The organism is Halocynthiibacter sp. C4 (assembly GCF_028823805.1).
GTDB classification, from domain to species: Bacteria; Pseudomonadota; Alphaproteobacteria; order Rhodobacterales; family Rhodobacteraceae; genus Falsihalocynthiibacter; species Falsihalocynthiibacter halioticoli.
The window spans coordinates 680,350-693,819 of record NZ_JAPEIE010000002.1 but is presented as its reverse complement, the minus strand read 5'-3'; the positions used below and the strand labels follow the sequence as shown (position 1 = coordinate 693,819).

The 13,470-nt window shown below is 54.5% G+C and carries 12 protein-coding genes; 5 read left to right on the top strand and 7 right to left on the bottom strand.

Going from position 1 to position 13,470, the window contains the following annotated elements:
* Positions 1-27 precede the first annotated feature (27 nt).
* Entirely contained in the window at positions 28-723 is a 696-nt protein-coding gene (locus tag OU789_RS10495) for a rhomboid family intramembrane serine protease (RefSeq protein ID WP_274655547.1), read from the top strand.
* Here the strand turns inward: OU789_RS10495 and murJ are convergent, their stop codons facing one another.
* Genes murJ through OU789_RS10480 form a run of 3 tightly spaced genes read right to left on the bottom strand, consistent with a single transcriptional unit; the run spans position 724 to position 6,213 of the window.
* Complete coding sequence (gene murJ, locus OU789_RS10490) at positions 724-2,262, bottom strand: murein biosynthesis integral membrane protein MurJ (RefSeq protein ID WP_274655546.1); 1,539 nt, start codon at positions 2,260-2,262, stop codon at positions 724-726.
* Entirely contained in the window at positions 2,259-5,078 is a 2,820-nt protein-coding gene (locus OU789_RS10485) for a [protein-PII] uridylyltransferase (RefSeq protein ID WP_274655545.1), read from the bottom strand. The genes murJ and OU789_RS10485 overlap by 4 nt, the downstream gene beginning before the upstream one ends.
* A complete protein-coding gene (locus OU789_RS10480) occupies positions 5,038-6,213 on the bottom strand; it encodes a penicillin-binding protein activator (RefSeq protein WP_274655544.1) in 1,176 nt (391 codons plus the stop codon). The genes OU789_RS10485 and OU789_RS10480 overlap by 41 nt, the downstream gene beginning before the upstream one ends.
* A gap of 108 nt (positions 6,214-6,321) precedes the next feature.
* Between OU789_RS10480 and rsmI the strand changes: the two genes are divergently transcribed.
* From rsmI to gshB, 3 genes are read left to right on the top strand one after another with little or no spacing between them, the layout of a single operon-like run.
* The gene (gene rsmI, locus OU789_RS10475) at positions 6,322-7,188 is read left to right on the top strand and encodes a 16S rRNA (cytidine(1402)-2'-O)-methyltransferase (protein WP_274655543.1); all 867 of its coding nucleotides are present in this window, start codon (positions 6,322-6,324) and stop codon (positions 7,186-7,188) included.
* 50 nt (positions 7,189-7,238) lie between these two features.
* The gene (locus tag OU789_RS10470; protein ID WP_274655542.1) at positions 7,239-7,595 is read left to right on the top strand and encodes a YraN family protein; all 357 of its coding nucleotides are present in this window, start codon (positions 7,239-7,241) and stop codon (positions 7,593-7,595) included.
* 58 nt (positions 7,596-7,653) lie between these two features.
* The gene (gene gshB / locus OU789_RS10465; RefSeq protein ID WP_263952474.1) at positions 7,654-8,595 is read left to right on the top strand and encodes a glutathione synthase; all 942 of its coding nucleotides are present in this window, start codon (positions 7,654-7,656) and stop codon (positions 8,593-8,595) included.
* Here gshB and OU789_RS10460 read toward each other — a convergent pair.
* Both OU789_RS10460 and OU789_RS10455 read right to left on the bottom strand, forming a co-directional pair.
* Positions 8,592-10,106: a YifB family Mg chelatase-like AAA ATPase gene (locus OU789_RS10460; protein ID WP_274655541.1), complete on the bottom strand. Its 1,515-nt coding sequence runs from the start codon at positions 10,104-10,106 to the stop codon at positions 8,592-8,594. The genes gshB and OU789_RS10460 overlap by 4 nt on opposite strands.
* 60 nt (positions 10,107-10,166) lie before the next feature.
* The gene (locus OU789_RS10455; RefSeq protein ID WP_274655540.1) at positions 10,167-11,045 is read right to left on the bottom strand and encodes a glutathione S-transferase; all 879 of its coding nucleotides are present in this window, start codon (positions 11,043-11,045) and stop codon (positions 10,167-10,169) included.
* Between the two features lie 188 nt (positions 11,046-11,233).
* On the opposite strand from OU789_RS10455, the gene OU789_RS10450 reads away from it, so the two are divergent.
* Positions 11,234-12,319 carry a lactonase family protein gene (locus OU789_RS10450; protein ID WP_274655539.1) on the top strand — a complete coding sequence of 362 codons (1,086 nt, stop codon included), beginning with the start codon at positions 11,234-11,236 and terminating at the stop codon, positions 12,317-12,319.
* 9 nt (positions 12,320-12,328) lie between these two features.
* Here OU789_RS10450 and OU789_RS10445 read toward each other — a convergent pair whose 3' ends face one another.
* Positions 12,329-12,910 carry a histidine phosphatase family protein gene (locus OU789_RS10445; protein WP_342453578.1) on the bottom strand — a complete coding sequence of 194 codons (582 nt, stop codon included), beginning with the start codon at positions 12,908-12,910 and terminating at the stop codon, positions 12,329-12,331.
* Complete coding sequence (gene cobU, locus OU789_RS10440; RefSeq protein ID WP_274655538.1) at positions 12,907-13,440, bottom strand: bifunctional adenosylcobinamide kinase/adenosylcobinamide-phosphate guanylyltransferase; 534 nt, start codon at positions 13,438-13,440, stop codon at positions 12,907-12,909. Before cobU ends, OU789_RS10445 begins: the two co-directional genes overlap by 4 nt.
* Between the last annotated feature and the right edge of the window lie 30 nt (positions 13,441-13,470).

Below are 13,470 nucleotides of genomic sequence, written 5' to 3'. Positions count from 1 at the left end.
TGTCGTGCGTAGAATACGAGACAGAACATGAGTGATTTTTCACCTTCGCGATACACGGAATCGCCATTCCTTGCGCTGCCTTGGGCGGTTGTTTGTCTTGCGTTGGTCGTCGCGGGTGTAGAGGGGTATTTGCTCCTTAGTGAGTTCGGTGCATTTGGCCCCGCCAAGATAGGCATGCGCGGTACAGCCATTCAGGAGTTTGGCTTTAACGGCGCGGTTGTGAGCTATTTCCTCGAAACGGGGCGCATTGTACCGGAGCATCTTATGCGGCTTTTCACCTATAGCTTTGTGCAGCCTGGTTTCTCGCAGGCGGTATTTATTGCCGTTTTGGTGCTGGCGCTGGGCAAGTTGACGGCGGAATCCCTAGGCAACGTCGCTCTTTTGATCATTTTCTTCGCTTCGGCGTTTATCGCAGCCTTTGTCTACGGCCTCGTGTTCGGGGCGCAGGCAATTGCCTATGGCGGCTATCCCGGCGTGTTCGGTTTGATCGGGGCCTACACGTTTATTCGGTATAAGGAGTATGCGGCGAGCGGTGGGCCAAAAGCGCGTGCGTTTAAACTTATCGCTGTTCTTGCTGGATTACGCCTTTTACTCGCGTTCTTTTATGGCTGGCAAAGCAATTGGGTTGCCGATTTCGCGGCATTTCCTGTGGGCGTAATTCTTGCGATTGCGCTTGTGCCGGGGGCATTTGCCGGTTTCGTGGCGAAGATGCGGCGGCAATAATTAACGGCGAAGCGCCGAGCGGAAATCACCAATTCGAAACGCGCCGATCAAATGCCCAATGCCGAAATAACTTACGATTCCTGAACCAATCAGGATCACGAGGCCAAGCACGCCAAACCCTTCGGTTCCGAACATTGGCGTTATGACGATTTGAACACCAAAAAGCGCGCCGCCCATAAGCAGAGCCGCCAGCACAACGCGCCAGACCCGCCCCCAGAACCGCGCATCAAATCGCGCAACTGTTCCGTAGCGCCGTGCGCCAAGGGCGAGAAGCAGAACCATGAACCAACCTGCAACCGTTGTGGCGAGGGCAGCAGCCCAGAAGCCGATGAACGGAGCAAGACCGATTGCGATTGCCGCGTTTATCACCATCGAAACAACTGCATAGTAAAATGGCCGTTTGGTATCTTCGCGGGCAAAGAAAACCGGTTGAAGCAGCTTTTGCAGCACGAAACCCGGGAGTCCGAGGCCATAGATCGCTACAGCAACAGCGGTGGCGGCTGTATCATCCGCATCAAACGCGCCACGTTCAAAAAGAACAGAGATAAGCGGCGTCGGGATTACCACGAGCGCAACAGCGGCGGGAATGGTCAGCGCCATCGAAATCTCGCCTGCGCGGCTCAGGGCGTCGCGGCTGCCGTCGGCATCATTCGCACCAAGGCGACGCGAAAGCTCGGGGAGTAGGACAACGCCAATTGCAATTCCAACAACTCCGAGCGGCAGTTGATAGAGGCGGTCGGCATAGGCAAGCCACGCAACCGCGCCTTCGAAATGGCTCGCGACCTGACGGCCGACCAACAGATTGACCTGGACAACACCACCAGCCAGCGCGGCAGGAGCAGCGATGATAAGAAGGCGTTTGAGATCAGGCGTCATTCGCGGGCGCTTTGGAACGAGACGAAAGCCAATCCGGCTCGCCGCGACCCAAACAATCGCAAGCTGCACAATGCCCGAAACGGGAACAGCCCAAGCCAATGTTAGGCCAATCGGCCAGCCCAAAGCGTCAGCGCCAAGCATTGCGGCAACAAACACCACGTTAAGGAAAACAGGGGCCGCGGCGGCGGCGGCGAAACGACCGCTGGCATTAAGCACGCCAGCCAAAAGAGCAGAGAGTGAGATGAAAAGGATATAGGGAAAAGCGATGCGGCCATATAGAACCGCAAGATCAAACCGCTCGTCTCCGATAAATCCGCTCGCCATCGCGATCACAAGCCAAGGCATCAACAGATGCGCGACAAGCGAGAACACAATCAGGATGCCGCCAAGCCCCGAAAATGCATCGCGGGCGAAGGTACACGGATCTTCGCCGCGCTCCAGTTTTTTGGAGAACATCGGCACAAAGGCCATGTTGAATGCCCCTTCGGCAAAGAAGCGGCGAAACATGTTGGGCAGCGAAAACGCAATCAGGAAAGCCTCTGCCACGGGGCCGGTTCCGAGGAAGCTCGCCATCAGAATGTCGCGCAGAAATCCGAGAATACGGCTCATCAGGGTCCAGAACCCAACCGTCATGAAGCCGGAGATCATGCGCGCGGGCTTCATCCGTTGAGTGCCCGCTTGGTGCCTTGCGCGATTGCTGTGCGAATTTTATCCGCCAGAACCTTTTGCTTGTCCTTGGTGTGATACTTCAGGCCGAACATATCCTTAACATAGAAGGTATCCACCACCTGCTCGCCATAGGTCGCGATGGTCGCGGTGGCGATATAGACATTTGCATTGGCCAATGTCCGCGTCAAATCAAACAGCAGGCCGGGGCGGTCGCGGGTATCGACTTCGATGATCGTATAGATTTCAGAGCCTTCGTTATCGAAGGTAATGATCGTTGGAACCTTGAAGGCTTTCTCGCGCTTCTTGAGCTTGTCGCGGTCAACCAAGGCGTCTCGCGGCACAACCTCGCCAAGCAGGGTCTTCTTGATCATATTGCGCAGGCGTTGCATTCGGCTTCGGGCGTAGGGATGCCCTTCGGAATCTTGAACCCAGAAAATCGCCGTCACGTAACCGTCTTTGGTCGTGTAAGTCCGCGCGTCGACCACATTGGCCCCAACCAGCGCGAGCGCCCCTGCAAGGCGCGAGAATATACCGGGATGATCGACAAGCGCGAAACAGGCACGCGTTGCGTCGCGGTCCTCATCAAGGCTGAGATCAATCTCGATCTCGTCGTCTTTAAGCTTCTTGAGCATATTGGCAAAGACAATATGCGTGGAAAGCTGGTTGCCTTGCCAATAAGGCGGGTAGTGGCGGGTGACTTCTTTGCGGACGGCTTTCTTATCCCAATCTGCAAGCGCGGTGCGCAGGGCTTTCTTGGCCTCTGTTTCGCGCGTTTCCCTGTTGAGGGCTTCAAGGCCGGACTCAAGCGCCATTGTGGTTTGGCCATGAAGATCCCTTAGGAGCATGGCTTTCCAGTTGTTCCACGTGCCCGGTCCAACGCCGCGAATGTCACAAACAGTTAGAACAGTGAGCAGGTCGAGCTGTTTGGTGTTGTTCACCGCCTTAGCAAATCCGCGCACCGTGCGAGGATCGGAAATGTCACGTTTCTGGGCGATATCCGACATCAAAAGGTGATTGCGCACGAGCCACTCGACAGTTTTGCATTCGCTTGGCTTTAGGCCGAGGCGCGGCGCGACCTTGCGGGCAATCCGTGCGCCAACAATCGAGTGGTCCTCGTCGCGACCCTTGCCGATGTCATGCAGCAGCAGCGCGACATAAAGCACCTTGCGGTTGATGCCGTCCTTGAGAATGCCGCTGGCCACGGGAAGCTCTTCGATCAACTCGCCGCGCTCGATCTGTGCGAGGGTCTTGATACATTGGATGGTGTGCTCATCCACGGTGTAGTGATGATACATATTGAACTGCATCATCGCGACGATCTCTTGAAATTCGGGGATAAACGCGCCGAGCACACCGATCTCGTTCATGCGGCGGAGCGCGCGCTCGGGGTTTCCGTGCTTGAGCATAAGATCAAGAAAAATGCGGCGCGCCTCTTTCTGATTGCGCATGTCGTCGTCGATCAGATCAAGGTTGGAGGCCACAACGCGCATGGCTTCTGGGTGCAGCAACACGCCCGTGCGCAACCCTTCCTCAAAGATGCGCAAGATGTTCATCTTGTCAGCTAGGAATTTCTCCTCATTTGCAAAAGTGAGGCGGTTCTGCACGATCTTAAAGCCGTCGCGCGCTTTGCGTTTCCGTTTGAAAAGTCCAACCAGCAACGGCTCTTTCTTGACGTGCGAGGCTTCGAGCGAGGTTAGGAAAATGCGGGTCAATTCACCAACGCGGGTGGCGTGGCGAAAATAGTCCTGCATGAACAATTCAACCGCGCGGCGTCCGGCGGTGTCGATATATCCCATGCGGTCCGCTACTTCGATCTGCATGTCAAAGCTGAGCGTATCCATTGCGCGCCCTGCAATCAGATGCAGATGACAGCGCACGGCCCACAGGAAGTTTTCCGCACGAACGAAGTTGTCGTATTCTTCTTGATCGAACACACCGAGCGCGACGAGTTCCGCGGATGTGTCGACGTTATGCAGGTATTTTGCCACCCAGAACAACGTTTGGAGATCTCGCAAGCCGCCTTTGCCTTCTTTGACGTTGGGCTCCACCACATAGCGCTGCCCGCCTTGCTTCTTATGGCGTTCGGCGCGCTCCTGAAGCTTTGCTTCGATGAACTCCGCTGCGGTTCCTTTGAACAGGTTTTTGTACAGGCTGTCCTCAAGGTCGCCCATGAGGTCCTCGGCTCCGGCGATGTAGCGATGCTCGAGGAGCGCTGTTCGTATGGTGATGTCTTCGCGCCCTAAGCGAACGCAATCCTTCACAGTCCGCGAGGAATGGCCCACCTTCAGGCGCAAATCCCAAAGGATGTAGAGCATGGATTCAATCACGCTCTCGGCCCAAGGGGTAATCTTGTACGGTGTGAGGAAAAGCAGGTCCACGTCAGAACCAGGCGCCATTTCTGCGCGGCCATAGCCGCCAACGCCCAACAGCGTCAGGCGCTCGCCGTCGGTTGGCGTCGGGTTGGGGTGTAGAAAACCTGTGGCCACGTTATAGGCGACCATCACAAGGCAATCCGTCAGGTAGGTATAGGCGCTCGTGACCGGCATGGCTTCGCGCGGGCGCAGGGCAAATGCCGCCTCGATTGCTTCGGACCCTCTTTTGCGTTCCCGCAAAAGGATATCGACCGTCGCCTTGCGAATGACGGCCGTATCGGTTTCACCCTGAATCGTTTCGGCGAGCTCTCCGCTCACCGCGACGAGGTCAAAGATGTCATTCGGCGCACATGCTAAAGATGGCGCAGGATAGGTTAGCGGCGTCGCCTCTGCGACGTTAGAAACCGGTGCCGGAGAAGCTTCTTGGAGCGGGGTCAATTATGTTTACCTGATTGTCTTGGATCTGACCGATGGCGAGACCGCGTTGGTTCGTTCCGTCAGGGAGCAGGCGGAATACGCCATTCACACCAACGAATCCCGAAGGTTGAGTGAGAGCCGATTGGGTGAGCGCGTCTGATTTGCCCGCGCGCACGAGGGCACCGATTGCGGCGATGCCGTCATAAGAGAGCCCCGCGATCGGGTGGGGTGGTTGGCCATAAGCGTTTTCATAGCGCGAAGCGAATTGCGCCGCCAAGCCAGGATCAGGAAGGGCAAACCAGCCGCTCTGAACACCAGGAAGCGCGAGCGTCGACGCCGGAATATCCCAGCGTGTCAGGCCGATAAATTGCGTCGCTGTCGGGTCGATACCGTTTTCCGGCAAAAGCTGCGCGAGTAACGGAAGAGCACCTTCGGTTCCGGAAGCAAAGAGTAGAGCCTCCGCACCTGAAGATTTTGCCGATGCCGCGAGATCCGGGATCGCATTGATCACACCTTGCTGGCTCATCTCGAAAGTGCCTAGTGCTGCTACGGTTACACCGGAATTGTTTGCCGCAGTCACCAGTGCGTCGCGGCCCGCATCTTCAGAGAGGTCGCCGGAGCCGGAAATCACCATAGCACTGCTGATGCCTTGACGTGCTGCATAGGACACGATGCGGTCTGCTGTGTTCTGGAATGTATTGCCGAGCACAAATACGTTGCCGCCAGCGATGTCGGGCTTGTTCGAGAAGGCAAGAATGTTCACGTTTTTGTTCGAAATCGCTACGCCGACAGCGTTGGCTGATTCTGCGTAAAGCGGGCCAAGAATGATTTTTGCACCATCGCTGACCGCCTCTTTGGCAACCTTTGCCGCAACATCGGCGCGACCAGAAGTGTTATAAACGCGCAGATCAATTTCGACGCCCTGAAGGTCTGCTATGGCAAGGCGTGCGGAATTCTCAAGTGCTGCGGCGATCAGGTTATCGCCTGAACTTGCAGAGTTGCCAGGAACCAAAAGCGCAACAGGAACAGCCTTTTGCGTGTTGATCGACGGGCCACCACCTGTGCCGCCTGGTTGACAGGCCGCGAGGAATATTGCCGCGATACCAAGGAGAAGAAATTGCAATCCAAAACGGGCATTTCGAAGAATTCTGAGCATAAAAAGGTCTCGCTTCAATTGATCGGCAACATGTCAGGCATTGACTCCGGACGGGGTGAACCTATGCGTTTACAAGAGAATAGTAAACGCTAGCGAAAGCCTAAAGAGATGAATTTCGAGACAAAAAAGCTCGCGTCAGGTCTGTATTTTGTTGCAACACCGATTGGTTCGGCGCGGGACATCACGCTTCGGGCACTGGATACGCTTGCATCTGCGGATGTTATCGCTGCCGAAGATACCCGCACAGCGCGAAGGCTCATGGACATTCACGGCATCCCGCTCCGAGATCGGCCAATGGTTGCGTATCACGATCACAACGGAGAGAAGGCGCGTCCGCGTTTGCTGAAATATCTTGAGGAGGGGTGCTCCGTGGCCTACGCCAGCGAAGCGGGAACGCCGCTTGTTGCTGATCCGGGCTATCACTTGTCCGTTGCCGCGATAGAAGCGGGTTATCCTGTAACCTCTGCGCCCGGACCGAGCGCTATGATCGCCGCACTTACGATTGCAGGGCTGCCGACTGATAAGTTCCTGTTCGCGGGGTTCCTTCCCAATGCGAAATCCGCGCGGCGAAAGGCACTGTCGGCTGTCGCAGATACCGATGCGACGCTTGTTTTTTATGAATCTCCAAAGCGCCTCAAAGCCAGTTTGAAAGATATGGCAGAGATATTCGGCGAAGAGCGAAAAGCAGCTGTTTGCCGCGAGTTAACCAAAAAATTTGAAGAGGTCGCGCGCGGCACATTGGAGGAACTCGCCTCGGCATTTTCTGAACGCACAGTCAAAGGCGAGATCGTTGTTCTTGTTAACCGCGTAGGCACCAAAACGGTGGATGCATCTTCAATTGAAGATGCTCTTAAAGAGGCTCTGAAATCAAACTCTGTTAAAGATTCCGCAAGTATTGTGGCCGATACTTTCAATATCGCGCGGCGGGATGTGTACCAAAAGGCGCTCGCCATCGCGAAAGACGCTAAGGATTAAAACACAACACGCTCTGCCGCGTTGTGAATTGCGCGGTTTTGGAGAGTTGTATGAGTGGAATGGTTTCATATCAGGCTGGGATCGCTGCCGAAGAGTCTGTTTCGAGAGATTATATTGCGCGTGGCTTGCCGATCTCGCGAAAACGTTGGCGCGGGAAATCGGGAGAGATAGACCTTGTTGCGAGAAATGGCGCGGGGGTTGTCTTCGTCGAGGTCAAGAAAAGCAAAACCTTCGAGCGCGCAGCGGCGCGTGTTTCCCGCCGCCAAATGCAGCGCATATTTGCAACGGCTTCTGAGTTTTTGGCCGGTGAACCAAACGGCCAGGATACCGAAGTGCGGTTTGATGTGGCGTTGGTGAACGATAAGGGGCAAGTGCAAATTCTTGAAAATGCCTTTGGACAATTCTAATTGCCATTGAACCGGTCACAACCTTGCGCCATGTAATGGGCAACAAGGGAGAAACGGTATGTCGCTAAAAGTCGCTATTCAAATGGACCCGATCGAGAATATTGACATCGCAGGGGACAGTTCGTTTCGAATTGCGGAAGAAGCGCAAGCGCGCGGGCATTCTTTGTTCTATTACACGCCTGACAAACTTGCCTATCAAGAAGGCAAGATTACCGCGCGTGGGTGGCCGCTGACTGTACGCCGCGAAGAAGGCAATCACTTTACGCTCGGTGCCGAAACAGAAATTGATCTGGCGGATTGGGATGTTGTTTGGCTGCGGCAAGATCCGCCCTTTGACATGGGCTATATCACGACCACGCACCTGCTAGATCGCATCCATCCCGATACCCTTGTTGTGAATGATCCGTTTTGGGTGCGGAACTATCCAGAGAAATTGCTCGTGCTCGATTTCCCCGACCTCACACCACCAACAACGATTGCACGTGATCTTGAGACGATCAAAGCGTTCAAGGCAGAGCATGGCGATGTCATTCTGAAACCACTTTATGGAAACGGCGGTGCGGGTGTTTTTCGGCTTGGTCCGGATGATCGCAACCTGACGTCTCTTCACGAGCTGTTTTCCGGAATTAATCGCGAACCGCTCATAGTTCAAAAATTCCTTCCAGCAGTTTCCGGCGGCGACAAACGGGTGATATTGGTAGATGGAGAGCCTGTCGGCGCGATTAACCGCGTACCGGCCAAAGGCGAAACGCGTTCCAACATGCATGTGGGCGGAAAGCCGGAGAAAACCGAGCTAACGGAGCGTGATTTGGAAATTTGCGCAAAGATCGGCCCGCTTCTGCGGGAAAAGGGTCAGATATTTGTCGGGATTGATGTGATTGGCGAGTATCTGACAGAGATCAATGTAACGTCTCCTACTGGAATTCTTGAGCTCGAGCGCTTCAATGGTGAGAATATTGCCGCCAAGATTTGGGAAGCGATTGAAGCTAAGCGTGCTTAAAGCTGCTGTGAGAGGGACGTTCGGTAACTGACGGCCTCGGCAACATGTGGTTTGCGGACCATTTCGGACTGGTCGAGGTCTGCGATCGTGCGCGCAACTCTGAGAATCCGATGATAACCGCGCGCGGATAGCCCAAAACGATCAGAAATCTGCTCAAGAAATGCGCGGCTTTCCGAGTCTGGGGTTGCGACGTCTTCCAGCAATTTCCCTTCGATATCAGCGTTCTGGTTGATTGCCGTAAGGCCTTCATATCGTGCTTCTTGGATTTCGCGCGCGGCACGAACACGCTTGGCAATTTCAAAACTCGTTTCACCAGAAGCTGGCAGGTCGAGATCAGAATATGCCATGGGCGGAAGCTCGATGCGAAGGTCGAACCGATCCATCAATGGGCCCGAGATTTTTCCAAGGTAATCTTCGCTGCAAACGGGCGCACGGCTACATGCGCGGTTTGCATCTGCGAGATGCCCGCATCTGCAGGGGTTTGCAGCGGCGACCAGCATAATGCGGCACGGATATGTAACTTTTGCGTTGGCTCGCGTGACCGCAATCTCGCCCGTTTCCAAGGGTTGTCTTAAGGTTTCAAGAACGTTTCGATTGTATTCTGGGAACTCGTCCATGAAGAGTACGCCGTTATGCGCCAATGAAATTTCGCCTGGGCTTGCGCCCCGACCCCCGCCGGCAATTGCGGGCATTGAAGCAGTGTGATGCGGTGCCCGAAACGGGCGGTCGCGGCGGATGCCTTGTCCGCTCAATAAGCCGGCAACCGAGTGAATCATCGACGTTTCAAGCGCTTCGCGTGGTGTCATTTCAGGAAGAATGCTGGTCAATCGCGCGGCAAGCATCGATTTGCCTGCGCCAGGAGGCCCGACCATTAACACGTGATGGCGGCCGCTTGCTGCGATTTCGAGCGCCCGTTTTGCACGTTCCTGCCCCTTAACGTCGATCATATCTCCGACATGCTCTGTTGATGCGACCTCTCCGGGTTTGGCTGGTGGCAGAACCGCGTTGCCCGTGAAGTGTTGAACGAGGCTGGTCAACGATGTCACACCAAGCGCTTGTGTGCTTGAAACCCATGCCGCCTCTGGAGCGCAGCCAGCTGGGCAAAGCAAATCTTTGTCTTCGCTGCTGGCGGCGAGAGCAGCAGATATCGCTCCATTGACTGGGATAATTGCCCCGTCCAACGCGAGTTCACCAATCGCGACGAAGGCCTCGATTTCTGCAGCAGGTACGATTTCCAATGCGGCCAAAACTGCCAAGGCTATCGGCAGATCGTAGTGCGAGCCGGATTTCGGCAGGTCAGCGGGCGTTAGATTGACAGTGATCCTTTTTGACGGAAGCGCGACAGCCATCGCTGTGAGCGCGGATCGAATGCGCTCTATCGCTTCGGAGACCGACTTTCCTGGAAGCCCCACGATCGAAAACGCGGGCAAACCCGCTGTGACGGCGCATTGTACCTCAACAATTCGGGCGTCGACGCCCTCAAATGCAACGGTATATGCCTTTGTGATCATGGCCTGCTTCCAATTTGAATCGAATTGGAAGCAGACTGAGTTAACAAAGTTTAAGAAGTATTAACTTTCACGGGCAAGAAGCTTCATGAACTTCGGCCACGCGGCGGGGTCTGCAACGGTCTTGTCGCGGCAAAAGTGATTACAAAAGCCAAAAATCCGCCCCTCTATTTCCGCCAAGACTTCAGAAGGTTTGCCAGAGTAAGGGCAACTTGAGTTTTCTGGTGTTCCAGCGGAAACGGCTTGAGCTTTGATTGGGGTTGGGCCGGGCCAAGTTTTGGTTGCAAAATCTCTTTTGTAGAAGGGCTGATCATCGCCATCAACAAGTCCCATTGCCCTCCAGCGACGAAATGCGCCGTCGTTAAGATGAGCGTTCACGTATTCCATGGCTTCGGATGACACATCTAGGCCATACCCCGCGATGCGTGCAGCGACGGGCGCAAAAAACGCGTCAGCAATAGAGTATGTGCCACAAAGCCAAGGCGTCTCGCTTTTGGTTTCTGTACGTGCCCATGCCCAAATCGCTTCGAGACGTCGAAGATCTTTCTCTACCTCAGCGCTTGGCGAGAAATCATCATAGGCTACGCGAAGGTTCATCGGACAAGCGTCACGAAGCGCCATAAAGCCGGCATGCATTTCGGCTGCAAGGCTTCGGGCAATGGCGCGGTGATGAGGGTTTGCTGGCCAATGATTGTTTTCAGGGTGACGCGTGGCGAGCTCTTCGGCGATTGCTAGAGATTCCGTAATGACGTGCCCTTCAGAGGTTTTGAGGGCAGGAACGAGCCGAGCAGGGGCGAAATCCGCAAGCATTTTCGGAAAATCGTCTGTATATAGCCGAGCAAACCTCGTTTGGACTGGGATGTTGAATTTCTCAAGCAACAGCCACCCCCTAAGGGACCAACTGGAGTATGCGCGATCGGTGAGAGCAAGAGTATAAGTCATAGCCTTCGATAGCTCATTAGTTACATTATCAAAAACGATAATATCTTATGTAATTCATCAAATAAATTGATGCGATAGAGGCCAGTGTATCGGCGCTCCTTTAAATATTGGCTTGCAACCGATGCCTACGCAAGTCACGTTTCGCGGGCGATTGAAAGCATGACAAAAATAACGAATTTGGGGCGTATATGGAGTATTTTCTGTTTGTCGGGAGCTGTAATTCCGCGGTTCCATATTTTGGAAACTCAAACGGAAAGGGCGTGAGCGCATATCGTTTCGACGCTGAAACCTGTGAGGTCGCAAAGCTCGGATCATACCCGGACGTCGAGAATTCGACATTTCTAAGCGTTAACCCGTCTGCAACCCGTTTATACGCAAACTCGGAACTGCCCGGTAAACCGGAAGGGCTTGTGACAACCCTCTCTTATGACAAAGAGCATGGGACGTTCGCGCACCTGGCCGAGCAATCAAGTCGCGGCTCGATTACGGCTTACAACTCGATTACGGAAGACGGAAAATTCCTACTTGTCGCCAACTATGGAGAGCTTCAGGAAGGGCCAGATCAGTCTTTGGTCGTTTACCCTATTTTGGAAGACGGCGAGCTTGGAGCGCCGGCTTGCACCGTGAAAAATGAAGGGTGTGGGCCGAACAAAGAGCGCCAAGATCGCAGTCATACGCATTTTACCCATCAATTGCCGAATGGAAACGTTGTCGTGGCGGATCTTGGGCTGGATAAGGTTTTTGAGTATAGTTTGAGCGCAAGTGGCCAGCTTTCCCAGCAAAGGGTGTTTGATATGCCAGCAGGGAGTGGGCCGCGCCATTTCGCTTGGTCGGCTGATGGTCGATGGCTGTTTGTCGTTAACGAACTGCTGAGCAATGTTGCTACGCTCGACTTGACCAAATCACCAAAGGACGCATTGGTATCGATCTGTCCGACGGTGCCGGATAGTTCGGTTGGTAAGAGCTTCTGTTCAGATATCCAAATCGCGCCTGACGGGCGCTTTCTCTATGTCGGAAACCGTGGGGATGACACGATCGCGGTTTTATCTGTGGCTGCTGATGGGACGTTGACCTTGATTGCGCAGGTTCCTGCTGGCGGGAAAACGCCACGAAATCTGGCGCTTACGCCATGCGGTCGTTTCCTGTTCTCGGCCAATCAGGATTCTGATGTAATTACGCTTTTTGCGCGAGACGAAAAGGATGGAATGCTCGAGAAAAGCGCGCTTACGATCGAAACGGGTACACCAATGGTCGTTGCGATTGTTGCGGCGTAACGTGCTGCATTAAAACAGCTTGTTGATGTGTTTAGCGCGCCACGTACCTTGATATTCGAGGCAGGTGACGGAAAGGTTGTCGATTTTCTGGGCGAAGACTGTGGGAGTATCCTGCCCAAGCGCACGCTGGACCTGACATAGGATTGCGCCGAAATGGGCGACGATAATGATGTCTGCTTCCGGTCTGCGTAAGAGCCTATCCGCAGCTGAGTCGACGCGTGCACGAAGCGCGTTCCAGCTTTCTCCGCCGGGCGGGTGTGTGTCTCCGGGAGTGTCCCAAAACGCGCGAAGTGCTTCTTCGCTCTCTGCGTTAACATCGTCGAAGGTCCGGTTTTCCCATTCGCCGAAATGAATTTCCCGCAAGTCAGGGTCCGGCTGCAAGGTATGGCGAGCGTTTGCGATCACTTTGCCTGTCTCAACTGCGCGCGACAAGGGCGAGGTGATGATTGGTGCGGTTTCTGGTAACGCGTCGGAAACGCGTTTGATCTGCGCGCTGTTTGAAAGGTCTGCGGGCAAATCGGTCCAACCGACCATGGTTCTTGCATGGGTCGGCGCATGGCGAACCCACCATAATCTTTTGATGTCGTTCACGGGTTTGCCTCTGGAAGTTTACCTTTAAGGGTAAGAGGAAGGCCTGCCATTACGGTGATAACCGTGTCTGATGCGGCGGCGAGCTCTTGGTTCAATTTTCCTTGAGCGTTTGCAAATCTTCGCGCGAGCGATGTGGCAGCAATTCCTCCACCGCCAACCTCGTTGCTCACGATAATAACGGGGGCATTACAGTCGGTGAGTGCGGATAGGAGCGCCATAGTGCGGGCTTCTACGTCGAATTCTGCCAAGAGCAGGTTGCTTAACCAAAGTGTGGCGCAGTCGAGCAGGATCACGTCTCTACTTGATGCATTGACGAATTTCGGTTCAATATCAACGGGTTCCTCAATTGTCGTCCAGCCGCTTCCGCGAGAGGATTTGTGCCGCTCTATTTTGCTCTTCATGTCGTCGTCAAACGCCTGCGCAGTTGCGAGATAGATTCGGTTCAGGCCGCTCTCCACCGCTAACCGTTCAGCAAAATCAGATTTCCCAGAGGCAACACCACCCAGAACAAGCGTTAGATTTGGCAGCATAGTTTGCCCCGTTTCCCGTTTTTGCGCAGC

Bases quoted from the DNA above. Each gene is read 5' to 3' on its own strand.
- OU789_RS10495 (WP_274655547.1), top strand. From the start codon at position 28: ATGAGTGATTTTTCACCTTCGCGATACACGGAATCGCCATTCCTTGCG.
- murJ (WP_274655546.1), bottom strand. From the start codon at position 2,262: ATGAAGCCCGCGCGCATGATCTCCGGCTTCATGACGGTTGGGTTCTGG.
- OU789_RS10480 (WP_274655544.1), bottom strand. From the start codon at position 6,213: ATGCTCAGAATTCTTCGAAATGCCCGTTTTGGATTGCAATTTCTTCTC.
- rsmI (WP_274655543.1), top strand. From the start codon at position 6,322: ATGAATTTCGAGACAAAAAAGCTCGCGTCAGGTCTGTATTTTGTTGCA.
- OU789_RS10470 (WP_274655542.1), top strand. From the start codon at position 7,239: ATGAGTGGAATGGTTTCATATCAGGCTGGGATCGCTGCCGAAGAGTCT.
- gshB (WP_263952474.1), top strand. From the start codon at position 7,654: ATGTCGCTAAAAGTCGCTATTCAAATGGACCCGATCGAGAATATTGAC.
- OU789_RS10460 (WP_274655541.1), bottom strand. From the start codon at position 10,106: ATGATCACAAAGGCATATACCGTTGCATTTGAGGGCGTCGACGCCCGA.
- OU789_RS10455 (WP_274655540.1), bottom strand. From the start codon at position 11,045: ATGACTTATACTCTTGCTCTCACCGATCGCGCATACTCCAGTTGGTCC.
- OU789_RS10450 (WP_274655539.1), top strand. From the start codon at position 11,234: ATGGAGTATTTTCTGTTTGTCGGGAGCTGTAATTCCGCGGTTCCATAT.
- cobU (WP_274655538.1), bottom strand. From the start codon at position 13,440: ATGCTGCCAAATCTAACGCTTGTTCTGGGTGGTGTTGCCTCTGGGAAA.